This window comes from Thalassospira sp. MBR-102 (genome assembly GCF_040549275.1).
Lineage (GTDB): Bacteria > Pseudomonadota > Alphaproteobacteria > Rhodospirillales > Thalassospiraceae > Thalassospira > Thalassospira xiamenensis.
This window is the reverse complement of sequence record NZ_JBEPTC010000003.1, coordinates 296,979-323,453: the sequence shown is the minus strand read 5'-3', so window position 1 is coordinate 323,453 and position 26,475 is coordinate 296,979. Positions and strand designations below refer to the sequence as shown.

General features: G+C 54.6%; 21 protein-coding genes and 3 tRNA genes. 15 read left to right on the top strand and 9 right to left on the bottom strand.

Features of this window, described 5'->3' with window-relative positions:
* Together ABIE64_RS08060 and ABIE64_RS08055 are read right to left on the bottom strand one after the other, a co-directional pair.
* The gene (locus tag ABIE64_RS08060; RefSeq protein WP_040060734.1) at positions 1-876 is read right to left on the bottom strand and encodes an NAD(P)-dependent oxidoreductase; all 876 of its coding nucleotides are present in this window, start codon (positions 874-876) and stop codon (positions 1-3) included.
* Between the two features lie 73 nt (positions 877-949).
* Positions 950-2,752: a PHA/PHB synthase family protein gene (locus ABIE64_RS08055; RefSeq protein ID WP_341363831.1), complete on the bottom strand. Its 1,803-nt coding sequence runs from the start codon at positions 2,750-2,752 to the stop codon at positions 950-952.
* A gap of 265 nt (positions 2,753-3,017) precedes the next feature.
* On the opposite strand from ABIE64_RS08055, the gene ABIE64_RS08050 reads away from it, so the two are divergent.
* The 5 genes from ABIE64_RS08050 (at position 3,018) to ABIE64_RS08030 (ending at position 9,677) form a co-directional block, all read left to right on the top strand.
* The gene (locus tag ABIE64_RS08050) at positions 3,018-4,346 is read left to right on the top strand and encodes an OmpA family protein (RefSeq protein WP_354377086.1); all 1,329 of its coding nucleotides are present in this window, start codon (positions 3,018-3,020) and stop codon (positions 4,344-4,346) included.
* 137 nt (positions 4,347-4,483) lie between these two features.
* The gene (locus ABIE64_RS08045) at positions 4,484-5,725 is read left to right on the top strand and encodes an LL-diaminopimelate aminotransferase (protein ID WP_007091618.1); all 1,242 of its coding nucleotides are present in this window, start codon (positions 4,484-4,486) and stop codon (positions 5,723-5,725) included.
* Positions 5,726-5,849: 124 nt separating this feature from the next.
* The gene (locus ABIE64_RS08040; RefSeq protein ID WP_037987720.1) at positions 5,850-7,154 is read left to right on the top strand and encodes a homoserine dehydrogenase; all 1,305 of its coding nucleotides are present in this window, start codon (positions 5,850-5,852) and stop codon (positions 7,152-7,154) included.
* 137 nt (positions 7,155-7,291) lie between these two features.
* Complete coding sequence (gene glpX, locus ABIE64_RS08035) at positions 7,292-8,251, top strand: class II fructose-bisphosphatase (protein ID WP_007091616.1); 960 nt, start codon at positions 7,292-7,294, stop codon at positions 8,249-8,251.
* Between the two features lie 133 nt (positions 8,252-8,384).
* On the top strand, positions 8,385-9,677 hold the full coding sequence (locus ABIE64_RS08030) for an Hsp70 family protein (protein ID WP_354377085.1): 1,293 nt from the start codon (positions 8,385-8,387) through the stop codon (positions 9,675-9,677).
* Here the strand turns inward: ABIE64_RS08030 and ABIE64_RS08025 are convergent.
* Positions 9,674-9,991: a hypothetical protein gene (locus ABIE64_RS08025; protein ID WP_007091614.1), complete on the bottom strand. Its 318-nt coding sequence runs from the start codon at positions 9,989-9,991 to the stop codon at positions 9,674-9,676. The two genes, ABIE64_RS08030 and ABIE64_RS08025, sit on opposite strands and share 4 nt — an antisense overlap.
* Positions 9,992-10,194: 203 nt before the next feature.
* Between ABIE64_RS08025 and ABIE64_RS08020 the strand changes: the two genes are divergently transcribed.
* Both ABIE64_RS08020 and recJ read left to right on the top strand, forming a co-directional pair.
* Positions 10,195-10,731, top strand: coding sequence for a peroxiredoxin (locus ABIE64_RS08020; protein WP_354377084.1), 537 nt, complete (start codon positions 10,195-10,197; stop codon positions 10,729-10,731).
* A gap of 47 nt (positions 10,732-10,778) precedes the next feature.
* Positions 10,779-12,581, top strand: coding sequence for a single-stranded-DNA-specific exonuclease RecJ (gene recJ, locus ABIE64_RS08015; RefSeq protein WP_114094338.1), 1,803 nt, complete (start codon positions 10,779-10,781; stop codon positions 12,579-12,581).
* An 86-nt stretch (positions 12,582-12,667) separates the two neighbouring features.
* Here the strand turns inward: recJ and ABIE64_RS08010 are convergent, their stop codons facing one another.
* Entirely contained in the window at positions 12,668-13,177 is a 510-nt protein-coding gene (locus ABIE64_RS08010) for a hypothetical protein (RefSeq protein WP_071241377.1), read from the bottom strand.
* A 554-nt stretch (positions 13,178-13,731) separates the two neighbouring features.
* On the opposite strand from ABIE64_RS08010, the gene ABIE64_RS08005 reads away from it, so the two are divergent.
* The 5 genes from ABIE64_RS08005 to ABIE64_RS07985 all read left to right on the top strand — a co-directional run bounded on the left by ABIE64_RS08005 (position 13,732) and on the right by ABIE64_RS07985 (position 16,480).
* Positions 13,732-14,556, top strand: coding sequence for a substrate-binding periplasmic protein (locus ABIE64_RS08005; RefSeq protein ID WP_354377083.1), 825 nt, complete (start codon positions 13,732-13,734; stop codon positions 14,554-14,556).
* Between the two features lie 123 nt (positions 14,557-14,679).
* Positions 14,680-15,933 (top strand): MFS transporter, encoded by a 1,254-nt coding sequence (locus ABIE64_RS08000; protein ID WP_354377082.1) that lies wholly within the window; start codon positions 14,680-14,682, stop codon positions 15,931-15,933.
* A gap of 249 nt (positions 15,934-16,182) precedes the next feature.
* Positions 16,183-16,258: transfer RNA gene (locus tag ABIE64_RS07995), tRNA-Glu, on the top strand.
* A gap of 32 nt (positions 16,259-16,290) precedes the next feature.
* A tRNA-Glu gene (locus tag ABIE64_RS07990) sits at positions 16,291-16,366 on the top strand.
* A gap of 38 nt (positions 16,367-16,404) precedes the next feature.
* Positions 16,405-16,480 (top strand) — tRNA-Glu (locus ABIE64_RS07985).
* Positions 16,481-16,569: 89 nt separating this feature from the next.
* Here the strand turns inward: ABIE64_RS07985 and ABIE64_RS07980 are convergent.
* Positions 16,570-17,940 carry a DNA polymerase IV gene (locus ABIE64_RS07980; protein WP_354377081.1) on the bottom strand — a complete coding sequence of 457 codons (1,371 nt, stop codon included), beginning with the start codon at positions 17,938-17,940 and terminating at the stop codon, positions 16,570-16,572.
* A gap of 92 nt (positions 17,941-18,032) precedes the next feature.
* Positions 18,033-19,283, bottom strand: coding sequence for an EAL domain-containing protein (locus ABIE64_RS07975; RefSeq protein WP_007091607.1), 1,251 nt, complete (start codon positions 19,281-19,283; stop codon positions 18,033-18,035).
* A 321-nt stretch (positions 19,284-19,604) separates the two neighbouring features.
* Here ABIE64_RS07975 and ABIE64_RS07970 point away from each other — a divergent pair, with 321 nt between their 5' ends.
* From ABIE64_RS07970 to ABIE64_RS07960, 3 genes are all read left to right on the top strand, one after another.
* Positions 19,605-21,029, top strand: a complete 1,425-nt coding sequence (locus ABIE64_RS07970; RefSeq protein WP_354377080.1) for a tetratricopeptide repeat protein — start codon at positions 19,605-19,607, stop codon at positions 21,027-21,029.
* A gap of 62 nt (positions 21,030-21,091) precedes the next feature.
* Entirely contained in the window at positions 21,092-21,838 is a 747-nt protein-coding gene (locus ABIE64_RS07965) for an SAM hydrolase/SAM-dependent halogenase family protein (protein WP_354377079.1), read from the top strand.
* 103 nt (positions 21,839-21,941) lie between these two features.
* The gene (locus ABIE64_RS07960; RefSeq protein WP_354377078.1) at positions 21,942-22,766 is read left to right on the top strand and encodes an MBL fold metallo-hydrolase; all 825 of its coding nucleotides are present in this window, start codon (positions 21,942-21,944) and stop codon (positions 22,764-22,766) included.
* Between the two features lie 29 nt (positions 22,767-22,795).
* Here the strand turns inward: ABIE64_RS07960 and ABIE64_RS07955 are convergent, their stop codons facing one another.
* From ABIE64_RS07955 to ABIE64_RS07945, 3 genes are all read right to left on the bottom strand, one after another.
* Complete coding sequence (locus tag ABIE64_RS07955) at positions 22,796-23,488, bottom strand: OmpA/MotB family protein (RefSeq protein ID WP_354377077.1); 693 nt, start codon at positions 23,486-23,488, stop codon at positions 22,796-22,798.
* A gap of 37 nt (positions 23,489-23,525) precedes the next feature.
* Positions 23,526-24,320, bottom strand: coding sequence for a motility protein A (locus ABIE64_RS07950; protein ID WP_007091602.1), 795 nt, complete (start codon positions 24,318-24,320; stop codon positions 23,526-23,528).
* A 221-nt stretch (positions 24,321-24,541) separates the two neighbouring features.
* Positions 24,542-26,254, bottom strand: a complete 1,713-nt coding sequence (locus tag ABIE64_RS07945; protein WP_354377076.1) for a methyl-accepting chemotaxis protein — start codon at positions 26,252-26,254, stop codon at positions 24,542-24,544.
* Positions 26,255-26,475 lie beyond the last annotated feature (221 nt).

Here is a 26,475-nt window from a genome sequence, read left to right as displayed (position 1 = left end):
TTACCGGCCGCGGATGGTTTCCAGCACGGCACTTTGTGCAAGATCGCCAAGTCCGGCTTCGATGGCGCGGTCAAACATTTCGGTGGCTGATCTGCCAACCGGCAGGTCAAGGCCAAGTTCATCGGCAAGCCACATGGCATAACCGGCATCTTTGGCGCGCAACGCGGTTGTGAAATGGATGCCTTCATTGTGATTGCCGCTGATCATGCCCGGGATCGTCATGACTCCGGCCCGGCTGGCAACGGCACCATTGGCAAATGCGTCTGCAACCAGATCGCCATCCAGTCCGGCCTTTTGTGCCACCGCAACCAGTTCGGCGGCAGCGGCAATGTGGACCGCCCCCAAAAGGTTGTTCATCAGCTTGTAGATTGTCCCCGATCCAATAGGCCCGAAATGCACGATACGGTTGGCAACGGCTTCCATGATCGGGCGTGCCTGTTTCAGGACGGCGTCATCCGCACCGATTAAAAACATGGTTTCGCCCGCGGCAACCTGTGCCGGCACTGCGGTGACCGGTGCATCGACATAAAGGCAGCCTGCCGTCATGATCTTGCCGGACAGTTCCAGAACGAACCCGTGCGAAAGGGTGGAACACTCGATGGCAAGCGCCCCCGGCGTCATTGCACCAAGCGCCCCATTTTCGCCCAGCCAAACGGTTTCAGATGCAATATCGTCGGCCATGAAGGAAAGGACCGCATCAACATCACTTGCCGCCTCGGCTGGTGTCGCGCAGGCAATGGCCCCCTTGGCAACCAACGGTTCGATTTTGGCAGCACTACGGTTCCAGACCTTGACCGGATAGCCTTGTTCAAGCAGGCGCGAAATCATTGCAGACGCCATGCGGCCTGCGCCTAGGAAACCGATTTTCTGGGGCATGATATTTTCCTTCGGACCAAAGAAACGGCCCGCCACCTCGGGCGGGCCGGAAATTCCAGTTATCAAGAGATGATCAGGAAAGCTGCACTTTGACATATTCACCCGGTGCCGGGCCAAGCACTTTAAGCTTGCCATCGCCCGGTTTGCGGGCGTCGACTTGCCCCCCGGAACGGCGGCTGATCCAGTTTTGCCAATCGGTCCACCATGATCCTTCATGCTGGACCGCCTTGGCGAGCCAGTCATCGGGATTTGGGGGATTGCGATTATAAGTCCAATGGCAATATTTGTTGGCTGCGGGCGGGTTCACCACACCGGCAATATGACCCGATGCCGATAGCACGAATTTCACCTGGCCTGACATCAATTGGGTTCCGGCATATGTTGCCTGCCACGGTGCAATATGGTCTTCGCGGGTGGAGAGGAAATAGACCGGGATTTTGATGTCGCGAAGGTCGATCTTTTCGCCCAGAATCGTAATGCCACCCGGTTCACGCAGCAGGTTCTTGTTATACATGTTGCGCAAATAGAAGCTATGCATTGCCTTGGGCATCCGGGTCGAATCGGAATTCCAGTACAAAAGATCGAACGGGAAGGGATCCTTGCCCAGCATGTAGTTGTTGACCACAAATGACCAGATCAGGTCATTGGCACGCAGCATGTTGAACGACATCGCCATGTCGCGGCCGTCAAGATAACCTTCCTTCGACATGCGGTTTTCAAGGCTTTCGATCTGTTCGTCATCGACAAAAACCGAAAGTTCGCCGGGTTTTTCAAAGTCGGTCAGGGTGGTAAAGAACGTCGCCGATTTGATGCGTTCATCGCCAATCTTGGCCATATAGGCCAGCATGGCCGCCAGAAGCGTTCCGCCAAGGCAGTAGCCGATAGCGTTGACTTCCTTTTCGCCGGTTGCCTTTTCGATCATGTCGAGTGCCGCAAGCACGCCGTCACGCCCGTAATCTTCAAAGCTTTCTTCGGCAAGTTTGCTGTCCGGGTTGACCCACGACAGGACAAAAACCGTGTGGCCCTGATCAACAGCCCATTTGATGAATGAATTTTCCGGGCGCAGATCAAGGATGTAATATTTGTTGATCCATGGCGGCACGATCATAAGCGGCCGTTTCGCGACCTTGTCGGTTGCCGGTTTGTATTGCAGCAGTTCCATCAGCTGCGTCCGACCGATCACCGATCCTTCGGTGGTTGCGACATTCTCGCCGATCTTGAAAGCGTCCAGATCTGTCATTTTGATCTGAAGCTTGCCCTTGCCGCGTTCCAGATCGTCCAGAAGGTTGCTAAGTCCCTTAAGAAGGTTTTCACCGCCACTTTCGATGGTGGCGCGCAGGACTTCCGGGTTGGTCATCATGAAATTGGTCGGCGAAATCGCGTCCGCAAACTGCCGGGTATAAAATTCGACCTTTTGGGCGGTTTTTTCATCCAGCCCGTCAACATCATGGACAACATTCTGCATCCATTGCGAGGACAGCAGATAGGATTGTTTGATGAAATCAAAAAGTTCGTTGTTTTCCCACGCCTCGTCGCGGAATCGACGATCCCCCTTTTGCGGGAAGGCGACAGGTTCCGATTCCTGCCCCAGCATACGCATCGTTGTATTGTGCCAGAGCATATAATATTGCTGCCACAGGTCCATTTGTGCTTCGACCAGTTTCGTCGGATTTTGCATCATATGGGTGGTCAGTTCGACAAATGCCGATCCGATATTAAGCGGGTCCGGGTCGGAAATTTCCGGGTCTTCTGCCTGTTTTGCAAGGAAGTCTGACACAAGTCTTTGACTTCTCTCCGCTATTTCTGCCATCGCTGATGACAGCTCTTCGGGATCAGGAAGATGAATTTCGGTTTCTTTGGCCTGTTGATCGTTCATGGCGCATTCCCTTATGATACGGCCGCCGGTGCATCGGAACATAAAACGGGAAATCCGATCTTTGCGATATCGCAATCATTTTCCCGTTTTATGATCCAATGCTCTCAAACTGCGTGCTGGGTTGAAACTCTGCTTGATCCCAAGCTTATCATGGCCTTAGCCTAGCTCGCTGATGAGGGGTAATACAAGAATTATAAGGTGACGGATTTGTCGCAATCTTCAACGGCAACGTCACACATAACATAGTTTGGAGCAGCGAAATCAAATGGGCGTTCTGAAATCGACGACATGGCGGTGGTCGGGGCACGGGTCCGCGAAAGTTAAATTGCGGCCCTTGCTGCATGCGGGATCGGCGCTTGCTGTTGTGCTGATGCTGGGCGCCTGTTCTTCGGTCCCTGATGCAATCAATCCGGTCGAATGGGGAAAATCGATTGGTGATGCTTTTGACGGCGACGAGGAAACTGCTGCCAAGTCGGATCAACCGATTCCGGGTGAAGACGAAGATTATCCGCGTCTGGCCGATACGCCGGCCAAGCCGGTTGTGACCGGTGATGCCGAACGTGATGCGCTTGTCGCCGGTTTGGCCGCAGACCGCGCCAATGCGCAATATTCCCAGTCGGGCCGTCGTCAAAGCACGCCGCCGGTCAACGCGCTTCAGCCGCAGCCGCAGCAAAGTGCCGAAAGTGTTGATATGCCGACGATTGCGCCGGCACCAACCACATCTGTTAGCAGTAGCGCGATGGCGGAGCCGCAAAAAGCGGCTGAAACCAAGGCAACTGCAGCTGCTAGCGCCGCAACGGGCAGTGCTGTGACTTCGGCGCAGTCCGGTTCTAGGATTGCCGATGAATGGAGTGCCAAGGCACCGGCTTCTGGACCCGTTCCAACACCGCAACCTGCGCCCGAGAAGCCCGATGTTCTGAAATCTGAACAGGAAACAGCCGAGTCTTCACAAGTTGCGCCCGGATCGTCAGGATCATCAACCGGTGACCCGGTGATGGACCAGTACAATCGGCGTCTTGCAGAAGGTCAGGGCGTGTTTGCCAATGAACCGCCGGCACAATCATTTGACTATTCTGCCTATTCCGATAACGGGGCGGTAATTGTCGATGAAAGCCAGCTTGGTAGCGGTGGCAATGCCTATCTGTCCGATTCTGCCATGCCCTATGCCGAAACCGCGAACGAGGTTCTGGCATCGCGTCTTGGTGTGCGTTCCGTTGATACGCTGGGACCAAGTGTGAATGGTGTGCAGGTCGCACAAATCCAGTTTGGCCATGGTTCGTCGAATCTGTCGGGCACGGATAACAATGTCCTGAGCCAGGTTGCCCAGGCTTGGCGTCAGACCGGCGGTATCCTTCGTATTATCGGCCATGCGTCGATGCGTACCGCGAATATGAGCCTTGAAGAACATCTGGCGATCAACCGTCAGGTTTCGGAACAGCGCGCTTCGGCGGTGGTGTCGCAGCTTGTGTCTCTCGGTGTTAACCCTGACGCGATCTTTGTCGGGGCCGACGGATCGGCTGACCCGCGCTATTATGAAGGCGTTCCTGCCGGTGAAGCCGGAAACCGCCGTGTTGAAATCTTTATGGATTATTGATCCTAAAAAAGGTACATCCTTCGAATTGTACGGCGCGCCACCCGCATTTTGTCGTGTGGCGCGCAATTTTTTTCAATTCGACGACCCGGTTTTCGCAGGAAATTCGAAAATCGGCGAAATGACGAGGATGTAGGATAATGTCCCAGGAATTCCATCGCATAAAACGCCTCCCGCCATACGTATTTGCTGAAGTAAATGCGATGAAAGCGGCGGCGCGGCGAGCGGGAGAGGACATTATCGACTTCGGCATGGGCAACCCGGACCCGGCCACGCCGCAACATATTGTCGACAAGCTGGTTGAAACGATCAAGAATCCGCGCACGCATGGTTATTCCATGTCGCGCGGTATCCCCGGTCTGCGCAAGGCGCTGGCGGCTTATTACGGGCGCCGGTTCGGGGTGGATATTGATCCTGAAACCGAAACCGTCGTGACGCTGGGCTCCAAGGAAGGGCTTGCGAACCTCGCCGCAGCCATCACCAGCCCGGGCGACATCATTCTGGTGCCCAATCCGTCCTATCCGATCCATGCGTTCGGTTTCATCATTGCCGGTGCGGCGTTGCGCCACATTCCGATTGGTCATGACGAACAGGGCGAATTCAACGCCGAAAGCTTTATGGAGCAACTGCATCGGGCGGTGAAACATTCGGTCCCGAAACCGAGTGCGGTGGTCCTGAACTTCCCGGCCAACCCGACATCGCTGGTGGTTGACCTTGATTTCTATAAGGAAGTTGTCGATTTCTGCCGGGCGCAGGAAATCTATATCCTGTCGGATATCGCCTATTCGGAAATCTATTTTGATGGCAATCCGCCGCCCTCGATCCTTCAGGTCGAAGGGGCGAAAGACATTGCCGTTGAATTCTATTCCCTGTCGAAAACCTATTCGATGGCGGGATGGCGCATCGGTTTTGCCACCGGCAACAAAAAGCTGATCAATGCACTGACGCGGATCAAATCCTATCTTGATTACGGTGCATTTACCCCGATTCAGGTCGCGGCAACGGCGGCATTGAACGGCCCGCAGGATTGTGTCGAAGAATTCCGTAACCTGTATCGTGACCGTCGCGATATCTTTATCGAAGGTATGCAAAGTGCCGGATGGCATATTCCGGTCCCGGCGGCGACCATGTTTGCCTGGGCCCCGATTCCCAAGGCGTTTGAAGAACTCGGATCGCTTGATTTTTCCAAGCTTCTTTTGCAGGAAGCGGGCGTTGCGGTGGCACCGGGACTTGGCTTTGGCGAATATGGTGATCGTCATGTGCGTATCGCGCTTGTTGAAAACAAACATCGCATCCGGCAGGCCAATCGTAATATCAAGGCATTCTTCCAGAAATATCCCGATGCAGAATCTGCACGTGAACTGTTGAAGAAATCCGTCTGATATTCGATAAAGCATTCTATGTTTCGCCCGGGACATGTCCCGGGCGAAGTTTTGTGTGCGTATCAGATGTTGTAAAAGACTCCGTCGCGCATGCGCAAATCCAACCACGGCATGAGGAGTTATCGTGCAAAACGTCGTAAAAATCGGTGTGGCAGGCCTTGGTACGGTCGGTGCCGGAACCGTTAAACTGCTGAGCGAACACAGGGATAATCTGACGGACCGTTCCGGTTCCCCGATGATTGTCACAGCAGTATCGGCGCGCGATCGAACTCGGGACCGTGGATTTTCGACCGAAGGCATTACCTGGTACGAAGATGCCCGTGACCTTGCAACTGACAAGAATGTCGATGTGGTTGTTGAAACCATTGGCGGTTCGGACGGCATTGCCTATGACGTCTGCAAGGCCGCCCTTGAAAACGGCAAGCATGTCGTGACGGCCAACAAGGCGCTGATTGCATTACATGGGGTGGAACTGGCACGCATTGCCGATGCAAATAACGTGACCATCGCCTATGAGGCCGCGGTTGCTGGCGGTATTCCGGTGATCAAGGCGCTGCGCGAAGGATTGGCGGGGAATGTCATTTCGCGCGTGACCGGGATTCTGAACGGGACGTGCAACTATATCCTGACCACCATGCGCGAACAGGGGCGTGACTTTGCCGATGTTCTGGCCGAGGCGCAAAAACTTGGCTATGCCGAAGCCGACCCGACCTTTGACGTTGATGGTATTGATGCCGCGCACAAGCTTGCGATCCTGACCAGCCTTGCCTTTGGGGTCGAAGTCGACTTTGACGCGATTGCGGTTGAAGGCATTCGCAGCGTTTCTGCCCTTGATATCCAACTGGCTGAAGAACTTGGTTATCGCATCAAGTTGCTGGCGATTGCCAAACAGACGTCTGAGGGCATCGAGCAGCGTGTTTCACCGGTTCTTGTTGACCGCAGCACCCAGATTTCAAAAGTTGAAGGTGTGTTTAACGCAGTCGTGCTTGAAGGCGATTATGTCGGGCCGGTCGTCCTGCAGGGGCGTGGGGCGGGCGAACGTCCGACCGCATCGGCTGTGGTTGCCGACCTTGTTGATATCGCGGCCGGGCGCAATGCGCCGGTCTTTGGCGTTCCGGCGGATCGTTTGAAAAAGAATGTGCGGGCCTCGCTCGAAAAGCATGTCGGGCCTTATTACCTGCGCCTGATGGTCTGGGATCGCCCGGGTGTCATGGCCGAGGTCACCGCGACCCTTGCCAAGCATGGTGTGTCGATGGCGTCCATGATCCAGCATGGTCGGGCCGAGACCGAGGGTGGGGTTGTTCCGGTGGTGTTCGTGACCCACGAAACCAGCGAAGCGGCGATGTCCGGTGCGCTTTCCGACATTTCGGCGTTCGAAAGCAATTCGCAGCCGCCGGTCCTGATGCGGATCGAAGGATTTACTTCGTAACAAAACAAAAAAAAGACATATGCGCCTCGCAGGTATAATACCGCGAGGCGTAATTATAAGTCCCGAGCCAAACGGGACACGCCGGGAAACAGAAAGACGGGGCCCCCAGACCCTGCGTTAATGACGAGGATGAAGTTATGGATCGAAATCTCGCGCTTGAAACCGTTCGTGTTACCGAAGCCGCAGCACTTGCCTGTTCCGGGCTTATGGGGCGCGGTGATGAAAAGGCCGCTGACCAGGCCGCCGTGGACGCGATGCGCAATGCCCTTAACAGCATGGATATTCGCGGTACTGTCGTGATCGGCGAAGGTGAACGCGACGAAGCACCAATGCTGTTTATTGGCGAAGAAGTCGGTTCGGGCGAAGGCCCGGAAATCGATATCGCACTTGATCCGCTTGAAGGCACGACCATCTGCGCGACTGGTGGCCCGAACTCGTTGGCCGTTGTTGCCATGGCGGAAAAGGGCGGGTTCCTGAACGCACCGGACACCTATATGGACAAAATCGCCGTTGGTGGTGGTCTGCCAGATGATGTTGTCGACCTTGATGCCAGCCCGGCCGAAAACCTGAAAAGCCTTGCCTCGGCAAAGGGCTGCGATGTTTCCGATCTGGTGGTCTGCATCCTTGATCGTCCGCGCCATCAGGAAATCATCGCCAAAACCCGTGAAGCCGGTGCGCGTATCATGCTGATCGGTGATGGTGACGTTGCCGGTGTTATCGCGACCTCGCAGAAAACGTCGGGTATTGATCTGTATATGGGAACCGGTGGTGCGCCCGAAGGTGTTCTTGCGGCGGCCGCCCTTCGTTGCATCGGTGGGCAGTTCCAGGGACGTTTGGTCTTCCGCAATGATGACGAAATCGCGCGCGCCAAAAAATGGGGCATCGAGGACCTGACCCGTAAATACAAACTGACCGAACTTGCCAAGGGCAATGTCATGTTTGCCGCAACCGGTGTGACCGATGGTGCAATGCTGCGCGGTGTGCGCCGTTTCGCCAATGGTGCGGAAACCGAAAGCATCGTGATGCGGTCGCAGTCGGGCACGGTGCGCTATGTGCGCGCGGTTCACGATTTCAGCCGGAAAATCTGGTACAAGTAATTCGCCAAAGCGGATCGCGAAAACAAGGGAGTGCCTTTGCGCTCCCTTTTTTCGTTTATCGCTTGCGGGGATAGGCTGTCCGGGTTACATCCTCCGCCCCTTGAAAATGAAACGCCTTTGCCGGAGCCGCCATATGTCCGAAATTATCGCCCTTGATTTTGGTACGACCAATTCGGTGCTTGCCGTGGCCGACAGCAACGGCAATGTGCAATCGGCAACGTTTGAGGTCGGGCAGAACAGTTTCGATACCTATCGAACCATCCTGTATTTCTGGGAAGAACAGAAGCTGACCACACCCGGTGCGCCGATCAGTTTGCAAAGCTGTTCCGGGCCGTTTGCCATGGCCGAATATCTGAAGGAAAGTCAGGATTGCCGACTGATTCAGTCGATCAAATCCTATCTGGCGTCCAAGGATTTCGAGGGCACCGAGATTTTCGGCAATGTCTATACGATCGAAGATCTGATCGCGACGTTCCTGACCCAGATACATCATCACGCGCAATACAGCCTTGGCGGCCTTGGCTATCGGGTGATTTCCGGGCGTCCGGTTGCGTTTGCCGGAACAAATCCCGATAACGATTATGCCGAAATGCGCCTGCGGGCGGCCTATGAACAGGCCGGGTTCGAGGTTGAGGCCATGGTGTTCGAACCCTTAGCGGCAAGCTATTATTACGGTCGTCAGCTTGATAAACCCGAAACCGTTCTGGTTGCAGACTTTGGCGGCGGTACCAGCGACTTTTCGGTGATCCGCTTTACACCGGGCATGGGGATTCGCGGGGTTCAGGCGCTTTCGCATACCGGTCTTGGCATTGCGGGCGACAGCTTTGATTACCGCATCATCCAGAAAGCCATCTGGCCGCGTCTTGGTTTTGGCAGCGAATATCGCACCATGGGGGCCGCATTGCCGGTGCCGCGCCAGTATTACACCGCGTTTTCGCGCTGGCATTACCTTTCGATGATGCGCCAGCCTAAGGTGATTAACGAAATCAGAAGCCTGATCCGTACCGCGGAACAACCCGACGATATCGAAGATCTGGTAACAATCATCGAAGAAGAACTGGGTTTCCACCTGTATCAGGCGGTGTCAAAAGCCAAGGCGGAGCTTTCAAGCGAGCAAAGCACGATCCTGCAATTCAACCATGCCGGGGTCGAGATCGAGGAACGTCTGACACGTGCCGATTTTGAAGCCGCGATTGCGCCCGATATTGCAGATATTGAAAAGGCTGCAAAGCTTTGTCTTGAACAGGCGGGTATTCAGGCCCACGAAGTATCACGCGTTTTCATGACGGGTGGGACGTCCTATGTCCCGGCGGTGCGCAAAATCTTTGAAGACGGCTTTGGCAATGAACGGGTCGAAATTGGTCAACCATTCCTGTCGGTTGCGCATGGTCTTGCGCTAATTGCAGCGGATGAGGGGATCGTTTAGCAACTAAAACTGCCCTGGCATTGGGTTTCAAGCAGGATCACGGCCACCGTTATCAGGACAAACCCGATCACGCCAAGGCCGTAAAGCCACAGCGATTTCGGGTGGTTCTTTAAAATCCACGGCAGGATGCCGCCCATCAGGCACAGCACCGGAAACGCCAGAACGGCAAAAAACAGAAACCAGGTCAGGTTGTTTTCGTCCGATCCCGGTGCATCGAATATCATCGGTGAAAACATCACCAGCGGGGCGGCCATCAGTGCGCCCAGAATGGAAAGCACGGTCAGCCCGATCCGAAGACCTTTTCTATGGTTCATTGCGTGTATCCGTTGTTGTTTATCCCGGCAGTCTGCACAGCTTTGACGTGTGTGCAAGAAGTTGCAGGCAGGCGCATGTTTTTCACGATGCGAAATCGTCACTTCTTTTTGTGAGAGATCGATCACACTTATCTTCAGGTTATCAAGGGGCGGGCATTCGTTGCTGTATAAGGCCCGATGAGCTTTTTCAGGGAGGATGATTGATGAGCAGTGAAAGTGACGCACATGTTATTGCACGGTTGACGGGCCAGATGCTGCCGTCCCTTGCGTTGGCGGCAACCGATGGCCAGGCGGTTGATCTTGCGATCCTGACCGGGCGCAGCGTTGTCTATGCGTATCCGCGCACAGCCGAACCTGACAAGGCATCCCCCGATGGGTGGGATGAAATCCCCGGTGCCAAGGGTTGCACGCCGCAATCCTGTTCCTTCCGCGATCACGCCAAGGAGCTGTCGGCTGTGGGTGTGGATCACCTATTTGGGCTTTCCAGCCAGACCACGGAATATCAGAAGGAAGCTGCCGAACGGCTGCATCTGCCATTCGCGCTTTTGTCCGATGCGGATCACCGGTTCAAGGAATCCATGGCGATGCCGGACTTCATCGTTGATGACATGCGGCTGTTCAAGCGTCTGACCATGATCATTGATGATGGCAGGATTGCCAAGGTTTTCTATCCGGTTGATGCCCCGGCGCAAGATGCCGAAAATGTTTTGCGCTGGTGCCGCGATAATCCAAAGGGCTGATGGATTAAAATATCCGGTTTAAGCGCGCCCCGGATTAGGCTATTTCAATGGGCATGACAGACCATGCGCAAGAAAAGACATTTTTGGGGATAGAGCGATCCGTTACCGGTAAATGGTGGCGGGAACGCAATCTGGATGATCGGCTGGCAACCACCATTGCCCAGCGTTTTGGCGTTCCCGAAGTTGTCGGGCGGGTGATGGCGGCCCGCGATATCGGGCTGGATGATGCCGAAAGTTTCCTGAACCCGACCTTGCGCGACCTGATGCCCGATCCATCGACCTTGAAGGATATGGACAAGGCAGCCGCCCGTATTGCCGATGCGGTGATCAAGGGCGAGAATATCGCGGTTTTTGGCGATTATGACGTTGATGGCGCGACCAGTACCGCATTGTTAAAGCGCCTTTTCGCAGCCCTTGGGCGCGATGTGGTGGTTCATATCCCGGACCGCCAGAAAGAAGGATATGGTCCCAATAGTCCGGCCTTGCTGGATTTGCAACGTCGTGGTGCCAATCTGATCCTGACGGTCGATTGTGGGGTGACGGCCTATGCGCCGCTGACCGATGCCAAGGAAGCCGGGATCGAGATCATCGTCGTTGATCACCACGCGGCCGAGCCAGAATTGCCACCCGCCGTTGCCGTGGTCAACCCGAACCGTCTTGATGATGAAAGCGGCCTTGGGCATTTGTGCGCCGCGGGTGTTGCCTTTTTGCTTTCGGTTGCGATCCTGCGCGAATTGCGTTCGCGCGGTTGGCTGGAACAGGCAGGCATTCGTGCGCCCGATTTGCGTAACTGGCTTGACCTTGTGGCACTTGGCACGGTTTGCGATGTGGTGCCGCTGCGTGGGCTTAATCGGGCATTCGTGACGCAAGGCATCAAGATCATGCGCCATCGCCACAATGTCGGCATGGCGGCGCTGGCCGATATTGCCGGGGTAAATGAAACGCCCAGTGCCTATCATCTTGGATTCATGCTGGGGCCGCGGGTGAATGCCGGTGGGCGTGTCGGGGAATCGTTCCTTGGGACGACGTTGCTTTCGGGCGATGATCCCGCCCAGGCGCTGGATATCGCGCGCAAGCTTGATGAATACAACCGTGAACGCAAGGCGATCGAGGATATCGTGCTTGATCAGGCGATCAGCGCGGTTGAAAGTCAATCAAAGGTCGGTGCAATGGTGCTGGTCGGCGGCGAAGACTGGCACCCTGGTGTGATCGGTATTGTCGCCAGCCGTTTGAAGGATCGTTATCATGTTCCCGCCCTTGTGATGGGCATGGTTGATGGCGTGTTCAAGGGATCGGCGCGTTCGGTACGCGGGATTGACCTTGGGGCCGCGATCATTGCTGCACGGCAGGCAGGGCTTTTGATCAATGGTGGCGGGCATGGGATGGCGGCTGGTTTCACCCTTGATCCGGAAAAACGCCCGGCATTCGAAGAATTTCTTGAAACCCGGTTTGCCAAAATCATCGCTGAAAATGATATTCGCCCGACTATGACGGTTGATGGTGGCCTGCATGCGATGGGGGCGACGCTTGATCTGATCGAGGCCCTCGAAAAGCTTGGCCCGTTTGGTGCCGGCAATGCCGAGCCGCGCTTTGTTTTCCCGGAATGCCGGGTGGTCAAGGCCGATGTTGTCGGCGCTGATCACGTGCGCTGCATTTTATCGGGCAGTAACGGCAAAGGGCGCCTTAAGGCCATTGCATTTCGCTGCCTTGACAATGACATGGGCCAGACCCTGCTGAAGCATGGCGGGCGGCCCTTGCATATCCTTGGCCATTTGCGGCGCGACAGCTGGCAGGGGCGTGATGGTGTGCAATTGATGATTGACGACATTGCCCTACCGGTTCTTGGCTAAGCTACATTCTCAGGTCCTTGTACCGGGCCGTTAAAGCGGCCCGGTAACGCGCGGAAGTAAATGCGGAAACTGCCCTGACCGTTCTTTCAGTTTTTGTCCGCGCGGCGTTCTTGTTGCCGATCAAGAATAATGGTGATCGCCTGCGACAATATGGTGGCCATCTCGCTGCTATCTCGATTATTTTCGAGGTTCTCGACGATCTGGTCATAGGCACCAATAATGTCATTGGCAATTTGAGGGCTGTTCGTGATGCCTTCGGCTGCGAGAAATCCGCTTATGATGGCGATAAGGACCTCGCGTTCTGCTGGCCCGGTACAATATGGATTTGGTGCCCGGGTTGTTTCAGGTTCGTTCACTGTATTCGGTTTCTTCGCGGTTCCCCTTGGGGGCTCACCTGTTGCGATCCACTGCAAAGAGATACCCTTTGAAATGGCAAGGCGGGCAACGCCGACAAAGCGAGGTTCCGATTGTGCCTGACACCATCTGTTCAATTGTTCAGGGATGATGCCGGCGATCCGGGCCGCATCTTTTTTTCGATCAAACATATCGACGACATGGCGAATGCGATCCCCAAGCGCGCTATCAAGTACGGGCAAAGGGGCGTCTGTATCCCGCCTATCCATGATGCACGCAGTATATTGCCGGCTGTGAAAAGTCGTTCCCCGGTTTCCGCAAAATGCCGGAGCAACGAAATTTTTTAGTTGAATGTCGAATTTTTTCGTTGTAAATCTTGCTCATGTTCAACTTTAACTGGCTTTTTTAACCAAGGGGCTTGGTTTTGTTGTTCGGGCTTGGGGATCGGCGAAGAGTGGGCGCCGAAAGAATCGAAAACAGCATACTACATCAACATGTTCTAAAATTAGACTGCTACCCTTTCGGGCGGAATCCACCTTGCACGTGGCATGTTAGCGTCACGTGAAGGCGCATTCTTGTTCAAATGGATGGTTCCCTTTGAATCTAGATATGTACGACGTTACTGGCAATCAACATGTCGGGCTACCATGTTGAATAAACAGGTTATGTGACAGTTTGTTCTTTCGGTCCTGCAAGTTTCTTTTTTGCGGCTTTTTGCATTTCATGGCTGACAGGGAAACATATGCGACGGACGGGTATATTCTTTCATTCAAAGGAGCGGCGAGGCATTACGATTTTGCGGCGCATTGTCGTAATTGTTGCCTTTGCTGTCGTCATCCTGTGGTCGCACGGTATGGTCGCAGCTGCCCAGACGGGGGATATGCTTGCCGCGGCCCGGTCGATAAAGATTTATACCGAGGATTTTGCACCCTTTAATTACATGTCGGATAAGGGGTTGACCGGTGCCGGGACGGATGTGGTCCGTGAAATGGCCGCGCGTCTGGGGCATGACGGAAAATTCGAGGTACTTCCGTGGAAACGGGCCCTGCAAATTGTCGACAATGAACCCGGCACGGCTGTTTTTTCAATGGTGCGAACGTCTGAGCGCGAAGATGAGTATAAATGGGTTGGGCCAATCATTGTGACGCGCGGCTGGCTTTATAAGATGACCGACAGCAACCTTGAAATCCGCGATTTGAGTGACGCAAGCAAAGTTGCCGCCATCGGTGTGCAGGCAGGCGGTGCGGCGGAACGAATGTTGCGCGAACAGGGCTTTAAAAACCTTGCGGCACTTTATACACCCGGGAATGCGTTACAGCTTCTGGCCAGTGACCGGATAGACCTATGGGAAGCATCCGATCTGGTTCTGGAGCATCAGCGTCGCAAGTTCGGAATTGACCGGTCCGAAGTTGAACCGGTTATCGGCTTGGGAATTTACGAGCTTTATCTGGCATTCTCACTGCAAACGCCGGACTTCATCGTGGATCAATGGCAGATGGTTCTTAACGATCTGCGCAGTGACGGGACATTTGCCGAAATCGGCCGCAAATACGGTGTTTCGATGCTGCATGAGGGTGCCGAAGTTCCGTCAGGTGAAGAATTCAATCTGATGACGCGCTGATCGCGACAGAGGGTGATCTGAACCCGCCTGTGTCATCGCGCCAAACGTATCACGGCAATACATCAGGATATATCTTACGGGGGCTTGCGGGTATCCCGTGATCGGATTATGCCATTTGGCATCATGAATGATCATACAAAAACACCAAAGCAGGCCGTGCACGGGGTAGGGACATTTTTATGGATCCTGGCACCGGTCGTGCTGGCCTTTTCGCTCAGCCAGTTTTTCCGTTCAGCACAAGCCTTGCTGGCCGAATCCCTTCGGGCGGAGCTTTCGACCTCTCCCGAGGAACTTGGCCTGATATCGGGCAGTTTTCATTTTGCTTTCGCCCTGATGCAAATTCCCGTCGGTGTGATGCTGGACCGGTACGGGCCGCGTTTGACCAATGGTGCTATGATGATCATCACGGTGGCCGGTGTTCTGATCTTTGCCAATGCGCATAGTGTGGCTGGATTGATGATCGGGCAGGCGGTGATCGGCCTTGGCTGTTCAGCGGCCTTCATGGCGGCATTGGTGCTGGCATCGCGTTGGGTGGCGCCGGAAAAGTTTGCCGCGACCTCTGGCCTGATTGTGGCATTCAGTTTGCTGGGCGTTCTGGCATCGGCAACGCCATTGGCCGCCCTGATCGAGCTTCGCGGCTGGCGCGACGTTTATTACGGGCTTGCCGTGCTCAGCGCGCTTTCGGTTGTTCTGACATTCACCATGGTGCGCGACGCACCGCCAAACCACAGCTTCCATTCCCGAAAGGGCGAAACCGTGGGTGAGGCATTGCGCGGCATGATCTCTGTCTGGAAAAACCGGCAGGTCTGGTTTCTGGTTGGAGTTGCCTTCTTCAGCTATCCGGCGATCCTGACCGTACGTGGGCTTTGGGGCGGGCCGTACCTACAGGACGTCTTCCTTCTCGGGGCGGTGGATGTCGGTAACGTTCTTTTGGTGATGACAATCGGCATGATCATCGGACCGCCCGCCTATGGGCAACTTTCGCGCTTGATGGGCGGTGCGGCACATCCCCTGATCGTCTTTGCCGTTCTGATTGCGGCTGTGCTGTGCCTGTTGCAGGCGCTGCTGGGGACGACAGCTCTTTGGCTCGCCGCGATCCTGATGGTCGCACATGGGCTTCTGGGCAGCTGTGCAACGCTTAACTATGCCGCATCGCGGGCCGCGGTGCCCGAACATCTGATTGGCCGTGCCCTGACCACGGTCAATCTGGCGACCTTTGGCGGGCTGTTTGTCCTTCAGGGGATTGCAGGTGTGATCATCGGCCGGTTTGAACCGGGCGCAACGGAGGGCTATCGCGTGATGTTTGCCTTCCTTGGTGTCTGCCTTGCGATTGCGGGAACGGCCTTCTGGATGGGAACCCGAAAACGGTCGAATTGATTTCAAACGGTTTTGTGCAGGTGTCTTTGCGGTTGTCGTTGCGGACATGCGTTCGTATATGTGTTGGACAAGGATATTGCAGGATCGGGCTATGATCCTAGCGGTTAAACAGGATGCTTGGATTTCCCGGCTTTTGGCGTGTTATCGCCCTATTTGCGGTGGGGGATTAAAAAAAACGTCACAGCGGCGAAAAACGCGCTTGACCTTGCCCGACCCAATCGCTAAAAACCGGCCTCGTTAACGCGCTGCGTCCCCTTCGTCTAGAGGCCTAGGACACTGCCCTTTCACGGCGGCAACAGGGGTTCGAATCCCCTAGGGGACGCCACTCGTTAACACGGACTGCATTTTGGTGACTGTGTCCCCTTCGTCTAGAGGCCTAGGACACTGCCCTTTCACGGCGGCAACAGGGGTTCGAATCCCCTAGGGGACGCCACCAAAGCAGACCATACATAAGATCGCACCGCGATTTGCGTCCCCTTCGTCTAGAGGCCTAGGACACTGCCCTTTCACGGCGGCAACAGGGGTTCGAATCCCCTAGGGGACGCCACTTTCTCTTAAAAAGATTGTTCAATCTGTGATGCTCGTTCGGTTCGCGACGGGCATTTTTCGTTTCCAGCCGTTCAGGCAATTGAAACGCTAAAACCCGAAACGATGCTGGCGTGATGTTTTCTTGTGCTGGCGATACCGCCGCGTCAGGCTTTCGCGTAATTGCTCCGCCGTCGGGCGCGGGATTTGCGGGATCAGGCGGGCCGGGGGCAGGGTGCTTTCGCCATTATCTTCGATCAATTCGACGGGGGCTGTTTCCTCGGCTTCGCCAAACAGGTCGGCAGGGTCGGCTGTTTCGGCCGGGAAAAGATCGGCAACGCCAACACCCAGCAGGCGATAACGCGTGCCATCGACTTCCTTTTTCAGAAGTGTCAGGGCTGTTTCAAGGATCAGATCCTCGCGCAATGTCGGGTAGGTCAGGCGCATATTGCGCGTCCGCGTTTTGAAATCCGCTGATTTCAGTTTCAGGACAACGGTATGGCCCGCGATTTCCTTGCGTGCCAGATCACTGGCAACGCGCGCGGTCAGGCGTTTGGCGATATCGACCAGTTCATCAAGGTCGGAAATGTCTTCGTTAAACGTAGTTTCTGATGACAGGCTTTTACGCTCGCTGCTTTGTTCGACCCTGCGATTGTCCTGCCCGCGCGAAAAATGGAAGAACCGTTTGCCAATGCTGCCGTAACGGCCCTGCAAGGCATGTATATCAAGCTGTTGCATCTGTCCGATGGTGGTGATGCCATCGTCGCGCAGCTTGCGCTCCATCGCCGGTCCAACGCCCCACATCATGCGTACCGGCTTATCGGCAAGGAACGATACGGCTTCTGCCGTGCCAATCATTGAAAAGCCGAACGGTTTATTGAGGTCGGATGCGATCTTGGCCAGAAATTTGTTGTAGGAAAGCCCGATGGAAACCGTGATGCCGACTTCGCGCCTGATTTCCGCCTGAAGATCAATCAGGCATTCGGCGGCTGTTTTGCCATGCGTTCCTTGCGCGTTGGTCAGGTCAAGAAACGCCTCGTCAATTGAAAGCGGTTCAATGTCCGGGGTTATGGCGCGCATCATGTCACGTACCCGGTATCCTTCGCGCTGATACTTTGCCATGTCGGGTTTCAGGAAAACACCGTCGGGGCAAAGTTCGCGCGCCTTGAAGGCTGGCATGGCGGATCGCACGCCGAATTTGCGCGCGACATAACAGCAGGTGGAAACCACCCCGCGATGCCCGCCGCCAATAATCACCGGCTGATCCATCAGTTCCGGTCGGTCACGCTTTTCAATCGAGGCATAAAACGCATCGCAATCCAGGTGCCCGATGAAAAGTTCGGGCAGTTCGGCATGCGCGATCCCGCGTTTTCCGCCACAGACCGGGCAGGGTGCATAGGCACCTTCGCCGCTTTTGGCAAGCGGCCGGTCAATATGGAAGCGCCATTTGTGATGGCAATCGGGACAAAGTGCATAGATCATGCTTGTTTGTACCGCTTTTGTTCCTGATCTGCCAAGAGGAGAAACGCGGGACAAAGCGGTCAGGTGACAGGAATTGTCAGGATCAGGCGGGATTAGCGTTTCTGGGCGGCGGCCGCGCGTTTGGCCCGGCGCTGACGGGCAATCATGTTGTCGATATAGCGCCCCTGGAACAGGGTAATGCCCAGCGACTGACCGAATTTGATCGCAGTCGGGCTGTCGCAACGGCACAGGATCACACGTTCCCGGCCAGAGTCTTTCACAAGATTGTCCATTTCGGAATATTTCTTGCGAATGACGTTGTCTGTCATTTCCTCGCGCCAGGCGACCTTGATGAAATCAGCCTTAAGGCTTTTGCGATCCACAAACGAAAGGGCTTCGACAGTCAGATTGTCGATCAAAACGCGATAGCCGCGTTCATGGAATTCGTCACGCAGCCGCAGATAGGTTTCGAGGTTTGAGAACAGATCGACCTGATTGAGCTCGATGATCACATTGCCCGGCCATTTTTTACGGACAACTTCATCGAACCGCTCGAAATCCTTGGATGTCAGCGTTTCCAGATTGAGGTTGATCGAGAATGAGCTGGCATGTGTCTTGAACGTCCGCTTGCACAGATAATTCAGCATGCGTTTATCAAGCACTTCGGTCATATGCTGAAACAGCCAGCGGTTTGACGCAAGGTCAATGTTGGGCATGATCGCGTTGCGCAAGTCCGAGATCGAGACAAAGAATTCGTCAAAAACCGGATGCAGTTCCTTGGACCCCGCGCGGGCAAACACGCAAACAGGTTGCTGACGGATATGTTCGGAAAGATCAGCCGAATGAATGGTGTCTTCCAACTGGGCCAGATTTTCCGCATTGATCGGGCTCAGAACATTGGTTGGCTTCTGAGCCGGGCGCATATTGCTGCTTTGCTGCAGCTTTTTGGCGCGTTCATCAAGATGCTGGCACAGCAGCAGGAATTCCTGAAATTCCGTATTCAGATTGTACCATGTGCAGAATCCGGTTTCCTCGCTTTCGTCCTGCGAAAGCGGATCATCGCGGAACAGGTAGCGCAGCGTGTCAACTGCCGGTTCCACGTCGGCGATCGATTTGTCTTTCCAGATGAACAGAAGGTCATCGTTACTAAGAACAAAGATACGGCCGACATAAAGCTTTACGTAGCTTTCAAAGGTATTGGTCGCGACCCGGATATGATAATCGCGTCGGTGAAATGGCTTGAGCCGGGACAAATGGATATGAACAGCGCGGTGCCCGAATTTGCGGGTTTCCAGGCGCTGGACATAATCAAGCATCAGGTATTCCTGAAGGGCCTGTTGGCCATATTGTTTGGGCTCAATCAATCTACTTCCCCGAAAGAGACAGGATTAATTCCTGATATTTTGAATTCATACAATGGTATGGGACGATCTATCAAACCATATTGTCCCTGAATGCTGCGTTAACAGGTGCGACAGTTATATAGTTTACTTTTACGAATTATATTTTGGACATGTCCTATTGCATAGTTTCTGACATTGGAAAATGCTTTTAACGAATTGTTCGCAGCCATCGGGCAAACTGGATCACCATCAGGGAAATGATGGGGCGGTGCGCGTTGGACTTGACGACAGCCTGCGAAACATGCTCCCTGAATTGTCTTTTAATAATAGGGGGTTGACACCATGAAGGTATCCGCAATGCGGACCGGGAACTGGCTGAAGATCGGCGGCAGAAGCCTTGCCGTTGTCGGCATGGTTTCATGGGTGTCTGGCTGTGCGCCACTGCTTGATCAGGATTTCTGGGACGAGGCGACTTCATTTACCGACGAAAATTATACCGCCAATGGTTTGCAGCAGCTTGCAACCGGCGATTATGCCTCTGCGGAAAAATTCTTTGACGAAGCATTACGCAAAAATCCCCAGGACGGGCACGCGCTTTTATGGCGGTCGGTGATGTATCAAAACACCAACCGTGCCGATCGTGCGCGGGATGGTTACGATACCCTGATCGCCATGAACCCGCCCGGAACGGTTTTGATGACAACGGCCAACGGCACGCAACCGCGCCCGTTGCGCGATGCGGCTGAATTCAACCTGATGCGTTTGCAGCGCGGTCTTCCGGGATCGCTTAGCATCAATGACCAGATTGCGACGGCTCCGGCCGGGTTGGGGACGGCAAATCAATCCGTCATGGCACCGTCGAATGCCATGGTCGCAGCCCCGATGGTCGCCAGCAGTCAACCGCGTGCGAGAAGTGCCGATATGCCTGCCGGTGCTGCATTGAGCACGGGTGACGAAGCCATCGCAAAGCGGTTTGCCATTCTGCGTGATTTACAGGCCGCTGGCCTTGTCACGCCGGAGGAATTTTCAGCGCGCCGGTCTGCCAATCTGGGGGCATTGCTGCCCATGAGCCAGTCAGCACCGGCGGCATTTCTGGATAATCCGCCACCGGACAGCACGCAAATCGAGCAGCGCCTGAACCAGTTGAACCGTGCCCTTCAGATCGGGGCGATCACGGTGCAGGAACATGTCAATGAACGTACCGCTATTCTGGATGCGCTTTTACCGGCCCAACCGCGCCAGCGCGCAACCCCGCCGCCGGCACCACAAGGCTTGATGGATGCCGCACGCCAGATTGCGCGTATCGAAGATTTTTCGCAGATGAAACTGGTGACGCCCGACGAATTCAAACGAGAGCGTGATGCAATCGAAGCCGCCATTGTCGAACCGGCAAAGGCCAATGTAACGACCTTAAGCGCGGGCGAGCCTGTTCGTCGTGTCGCCACCGGCGAAAGCCGTGCGGTTCAGTCGGGCGGCGAAATGGCCGCGGCCCCGACCATGGGGACGGCAAATCCGGTTGCTGCAACAGCCGGGGGCAAAAGCCTTCATCTGGCATCTTATCGCAATCAGGCACAGGCCGAACGCGGTTGGCAAATCCTGACGCAACGTTATGCCGAGCTTGCGCCACTTCAGCACGGAGTCACGCAGGCAAACATTCCTGGCAAGGGGACCTATTTCCGTTTGATGGCGACCGGGCTTAGTGACAGTTCTGCCAGTGCAATCTGTGCTGAGCTTAAACGTCGCGGTCAGTTCTGCGAGGTCAAGTAACAGCGCTTTGCGTGCAACCTGACTGAAATCAGGCAGGTTTGCCGACGATCCGGATGTCCGACATGATCCTGATTTTCAGCGATTTTGGCGTAATCGGCCCTTATAGTGGGGCGATGCGTGCGGTTGTTCATCGCAATGCCCCCGACATTACGGTTTGCGATCTGATGGTCGATGCGCCGGATCGCAATCCACGTGCATCAGCCTATCTTCTGGCCGCATTGTCGCGCGAATTTCAACCGGGCGATGTCGTGCTTTGCGTCGTTGACCCGGGTGTCGGCAGCCAGCGTCGCGGCATTGTTGTTGAATGCGATGGCGTTTTTTACGTCGGTCCCGACAACGGATTGTTCGAAATACTGATCCGGCGGTCGAAAACATGCCGGGTGAGAGTGATCAACTGGCATCCCGAAAATGCATCGGCAAGCTTTCACGGGCGAGATATTTTCGCCCCGGTGGCCTGCATGATTGCCAAGGGTGAACCTGTGGCACTTGGCGATATCGATGTCGGGTTGTGTTATGTCCCGCCCCAGAGCTGGCCGGATGAGCTTTCAGAAATCATTTATATCGACAGCTATGGCAATCTGATGACCGGTCTTCTTGCCGCACCGGGGTGGCAGAACCGCAATCTGAAGCTTTTGATCAACGGACAGTCTCTTTCGCCTGCCCGGACATTCTCCGATGTCGCGCTGGGGCAGGGCTTTCATTACCGAAATTCAATCGGACTTTGTGAGGTTGCCGTAAACTGTGGACGTGCCGATCAGGCGTTCGGGGCAGAGATCGGTACAGCGGTGTTTATCAAGCCGCAGAATTAGAACGCGGGTAATTTTCTTTTGCGAAATGAGTGTTATATTTCAACGGGATTGATGCATTCGTCTGTCGCGGACGACAGCCACAGACATATGTGAAGGGCAGCGAATGGCAATTGATGTAAAGTTCTGGGGAGTTCGTGGGAGCATTGCCTGTCCTTCCCCCGACCATGTTGTTTATGGCGGCAATACCAGTTGTATCGAAATGCGGATCGGTGATCGTACCCTGATCTTTGACGCCGGAACCGGTATTCGCAATCTTGGCAAGGATCTGATCCGGCGCAAGGTAACCGAAGCCAGCATTTATCTGACGCATACCCACTGGGACCATATCAACGGGTTCCCGTTTTTTGTCCCGGCCTATAATCCTGCTGCACGTTTTCACGTGCTGGCCGGACATTTGAAAGAGCAGGGCGGGGTCGAGCGCGTGTTTTCGGCCCAGATGGCCGATCCAACCTTTCCGGTACCGCTTTCGGCCATGCAGTCAAAACTGACATTCGAAGATTTCACGGTCGGGACGGTTTTATACCCGGCCGATGGGATTTCCGTTCGGACCGCGCCGTTGCGTCATCCCAACGGGGCGACGGCGTATCGTGTGGAGCATGGCGGCAAGTCTGTCTGTTATGTCACCGATACCGAACATATGCCGGGCCAACCTGACGAGGTGATTCTTGATTTCATCCGGAATGCTGATCTCGTGATTTATGACAGCACCTACACCGACGATGAATTCCCGGCCAAAGTTGGTTGGGGGCATTCGACCTGGCAGGAGGGAGTTCGGCTGTGTCAGGCGGCAAACGTCAAACGGCTTGCCCTGTTTCATCATGATCCCGATCACAATGATGCGGTAATGGCCGGGATCGAACAGCAGGCACGCAGCCAATGGTCAAATGTCTTTGCCGCGCGCGATGAAATGGTCGTCGTTATCGAATAGGGTACCCGGCAGAACGCGCACCACCAACATCAGAATACGCGCGAATATTTTGGGAAAATGCGAATTTCAATACGGCGGTTGGCTTCGCGGTTTTCTTCGATCGGGTTGCCATCATCGCCGCGGTTTGGCAATTTCGGCTTGGTATCGCCATAGGAAATTGCCCGCATGCGGTCACTTTCCGGATCAACCCCGACCGCGCTTAAAAAGCGCACAACGGCAATGGATCGCCCGGCCGCCAGTTCCCAGTTCGACGGGAAACGTGGTGTGTTGATCGGGCTGTCGTCAGTATGCCCGGTCACTTCGACCTGAAAGCCAAGATAACGGGGTTCTTTTAACAGGTCCCCAACATCTTTAAGGAACAGGACCGCATCCTGCGTCAAATTGGCTGATCCGGGATGGAAAAATGCGCCGCCGCCAAGTTCCATCAGAATACCTTCGTCGTCGGTCGAAACATTGACGGCATTATCCATTGATGTGTTGAACACAACATCCTTCAGATCGGTTTCGAGAACCTGCGTCGGGCGGACGATCTCGCGTTTGCCAATCTGTTCGGCAATACCTGATTGTACTTTTTCGAAAAGCGGGATTTCGACCTTGGAAAAGCTGACCAGCATCACAAAGAACGCCATCAGAAGCGTGATCGCATCGGCATAGGTTACGATCCAGTCTTCTTCGACCAGTTCTTCCTGGCGTCGCCCCATCGGTGATTTGCGTCGGGCCATCATGGCCTCCTGTCGTCAAGCATATCGTCTGTGGCCGCTATTTTGCGGACTTGTCGATATTGAAATGGATCGCCGGATCAAGGAACGAATTCATTTTGTCCTGTATGGCGCGCGGTCCCTTGCGATCGGCTAGCATGATCAGGCCTTCGGCAATCAGGTAATTGCGAAACCGCATGATTTCCTCGCGCTGCTGGATTTTGCTGGCGGCCGGCATGAAAAAGAATCGGGCGGCGACAATCCCGTAAAGGGTCGTGATCAGCGCAATCGCAAGACCCGAACCAAGCTGTGTCGGATCATCGGCCATTTTATCAAGCATGATGACAAGACCAACCAGCGTTCCGATCATGCCAAATGCCGGCGCGGCACCCGCCATGCTTTTCAGGATGGATACAGGTACCAGATTGCGGCTGAACGCGTTTTCAATCGCGTTATGGAGCATTTCGGCTGTTTCATCACCGTTATAACCGGTGATGACGACTTCCATCGCCCAGCCCAGAAATGGCTCGTCCTTACCGACGCGCTGTGCTTCCTGCTCCAGCGCGTTGATGCCTTTTTTCTGAAGCAGATAGCCCCATTTGACAACACGCCCGACTTCGCCGGTCAATTGGCCCCGGCCCATCTGCGGTGCACGAAAGATTTTGAAAATCAGCTTGAGCGCAAGCAGAACATAGCGTGCTTCGTAGGCAATAAAAGTCGCTGCCAAGGTCCCGCCGATCACCATCAACGCACTCGACAGACTGATAAACACAAAATAGTTGTCGGTCGAAATAAAGATGGAGCCGACAAAAAGCCCCAAACCGACCAGAATCCCCAAGATCGTCGTAAAAGACATTGTCTTTTATTTTCTCCAAGCGTGAACCGCTCGAATACCCCCAACCCGATTAGAATTTTAAAGGTTTAACACCTTTTTTTCAGAATAGACAAATTGGCGGTTATCGTCAGGTTAATTTTAATGCCAAGATTTTGCCGGGGAATTGCTGTACACCAAAAAACAAACCCCGCACCACCAGAAATGGTGCGAGGCACAAAATGCAGTTCCGGAAAATTTCAGGATCAAGCCGACCGGATACTGATCAGGAAACTATCGACCTCTCGGCGAAGTTCTGTCGAAAGTTGCCCCAGTTCTTCAGCCACATTCAGGACCTGGTGGGCGGCCTGATCGGTTTCGGCCACCGTATCGCTGACGCGTTCGATATTGCTGCTGACTTCCTGCGTGCCAATAGCGGCCTGTTCGACATTCTGTGCAATTTCGCCGGTGGCATCGGCCTGTTCACGAACTGCATCGGAAATCGTGTTTGTGATGTCGGTAATCCGCGAAATAACGTTGGAAATGTCGTCCATTGACTGGACCGTTTTTCCGGTTTCTTCCTGGATGGCCAAAATCTGTTCGGAAATTTCGCTGGTTGCGCGTGCCGTCTGGTTGGCAAGGTTTTTGACCTCTGCGGCAACAACGGCAAAACCTTTACCTGCTTCGCCTGCGCGGGCGGCCTCGATGGTTGCGTTAAGCGCCAGAAGGTTGGTTTGACCAGCAATGTCACTGATCAGTTCGACAATCTCGCCAATGCGACCGGCGGCTTCTGAAAGTCCGGCGACGGTCTTGCTGGAAACTTCGGCTTCGCGCGATGCTTCGGCGGTGATTTCGGTTGAATGATGCGCCTGATTGCCGATCTGGGTGATCGAATGCGACAGATTTTCCGCTGCGTCGGCCACGGTGCGGACATTAACCGTGGCTTCTTCGGAGGCGGCAGCAACGGTTGTGGCACTTTTGCTTGCCAGATCGGCGGCACCGACCAAGGCACGGGCCGTGCTTTGCATCCGGTCGGCCGATGTGGAAACCGAACCGACAATATTGGCAATTACCCCTTCGAACCCGCCAATGTGTTTTTCAAGCGTTTTCATGCGTTCTTCGCGCTTGCGCGATGCCGCTTCCTGTTCGACTTCCATGCGTTTTTTTGCAATCGCATTGGTGCGGAACACATCGACCGATTGTGCCATGCGACCGATTTCGTCCTTGCGGTCAAGGTCATGGATGATCAGGTCGGTTTTGCCATCGGCAAGTTCGGTCATCACCGAACCCAGCTTGCTAAGCGGTTCGGTAACGATTTTCGACAGCAGCAACCGCATGCCAAAGATGGTGGCAAGTGCAATGATGATGCCGCCAATCACAATACCGATCAGGATCTGATTGGTTTTCGCCTGTTCGGGGGCAACCGAAAGACTTGATGACAGAACTGCAATCACGTCGCCCTTTTCGGCTTCCATTGCGCCATGGCAGCTAAAGCAAACCTCGCGATCAGCACCTTTGGTCACACCAAGAACAATTGGCATCGACAGGCGATAGGTGCCTTCGTCGGTATAACGTCCAATGGTTTGACCGGTTTCAATGGCTTCCTGATCAATCGCATCGCGCGGCGTTTTCAGGTCCTTGTCGCCATATTCCTTCATATAGGCCAGCGTGGTCGGGCCCCATGCCGACCATAATTCGCCGGGATAATCCAGATTTCGGCTTTCAAACCAGTTGTTGAAAACATCAATACCGATGTCATCAGAGTCATCAGGACGGGCGGCCATCACATTTACAATCAGCGCATGAAGCGATGTCAGTTCATTCTGGCTTAGCTGATTAAGCTTGGCATCCATTGCCTTTTCTTCGGCAAACATCATCATGGCAAGTGCGATGATCACCGTGGAAGTAACGCCGAAGGCCGACGCCCACATAAAGCGTTTGCGAATGCCCATGGCATTGAAAGCCGATAACAACTTCATCACTGATCCCCGAATGGATTATGCAAATGCACGCGCACAGACCATCAATGATCCACTGATGGTCCGTATCAAACTGTCCCGAATGCAGCATCGGACCATGCGGGATGCAGGTCTTTGATTTGTCTCAAGTCGGATGGCAAAATGGCTGGATCATTCGGATAGGTAAGGGCGCGCCGGTATAGTTCGCGGGGGCGGAAACTTGTCATCTGGTAACTGGCAGG

Bases quoted from the DNA above. Each gene is read 5' to 3' on its own strand.
- ABIE64_RS08060 (WP_040060734.1), bottom strand. From the start codon at position 876: ATGCCCCAGAAAATCGGTTTCCTAGGCGCAGGCCGCATGGCGTCTGCA.
- ABIE64_RS08030 (WP_354377085.1), top strand. From the start codon at position 8,385: ATGTCCGAAATTATCGCCCTTGATTTTGGTACGACCAATTCGGTGCTT.
- ABIE64_RS07980 (WP_354377081.1), bottom strand. From the start codon at position 17,940: ATGATCTATGCACTTTGTCCCGATTGCCATCACAAATGGCGCTTCCAT.
- ABIE64_RS08055 (WP_341363831.1), bottom strand. From the start codon at position 2,752: ATGAACGATCAACAGGCCAAAGAAACCGAAATTCATCTTCCTGATCCC.
- ABIE64_RS07945 (WP_354377076.1), bottom strand. From the start codon at position 26,254: ATGAAGTTGTTATCGGCTTTCAATGCCATGGGCATTCGCAAACGCTTT.
- ABIE64_RS08045 (WP_007091618.1), top strand. From the start codon at position 4,484: ATGTCCCAGGAATTCCATCGCATAAAACGCCTCCCGCCATACGTATTT.
- ABIE64_RS07955 (WP_354377077.1), bottom strand. From the start codon at position 23,488: ATGGCCCGACGCAAATCACCGATGGGGCGACGCCAGGAAGAACTGGTC.
- ABIE64_RS07960 (WP_354377078.1), top strand. From the start codon at position 21,942: ATGGCAATTGATGTAAAGTTCTGGGGAGTTCGTGGGAGCATTGCCTGT.
- ABIE64_RS07970 (WP_354377080.1), top strand. From the start codon at position 19,605: ATGAAGGTATCCGCAATGCGGACCGGGAACTGGCTGAAGATCGGCGGC.
- ABIE64_RS08000 (WP_354377082.1), top strand. From the start codon at position 14,680: ATGAATGATCATACAAAAACACCAAAGCAGGCCGTGCACGGGGTAGGG.
- ABIE64_RS07965 (WP_354377079.1), top strand. From the start codon at position 21,092: ATGATCCTGATTTTCAGCGATTTTGGCGTAATCGGCCCTTATAGTGGG.
- ABIE64_RS08020 (WP_354377084.1), top strand. From the start codon at position 10,195: ATGAGCAGTGAAAGTGACGCACATGTTATTGCACGGTTGACGGGCCAG.
- ABIE64_RS08050 (WP_354377086.1), top strand. From the start codon at position 3,018: ATGGGCGTTCTGAAATCGACGACATGGCGGTGGTCGGGGCACGGGTCC.
- ABIE64_RS07950 (WP_007091602.1), bottom strand. From the start codon at position 24,320: ATGTCTTTTACGACGATCTTGGGGATTCTGGTCGGTTTGGGGCTTTTT.
- recJ (WP_114094338.1), top strand. From the start codon at position 10,779: ATGGGCATGACAGACCATGCGCAAGAAAAGACATTTTTGGGGATAGAG.
- ABIE64_RS08025 (WP_007091614.1), bottom strand. From the start codon at position 9,991: ATGAACCATAGAAAAGGTCTTCGGATCGGGCTGACCGTGCTTTCCATT.
- glpX (WP_007091616.1), top strand. From the start codon at position 7,292: ATGGATCGAAATCTCGCGCTTGAAACCGTTCGTGTTACCGAAGCCGCA.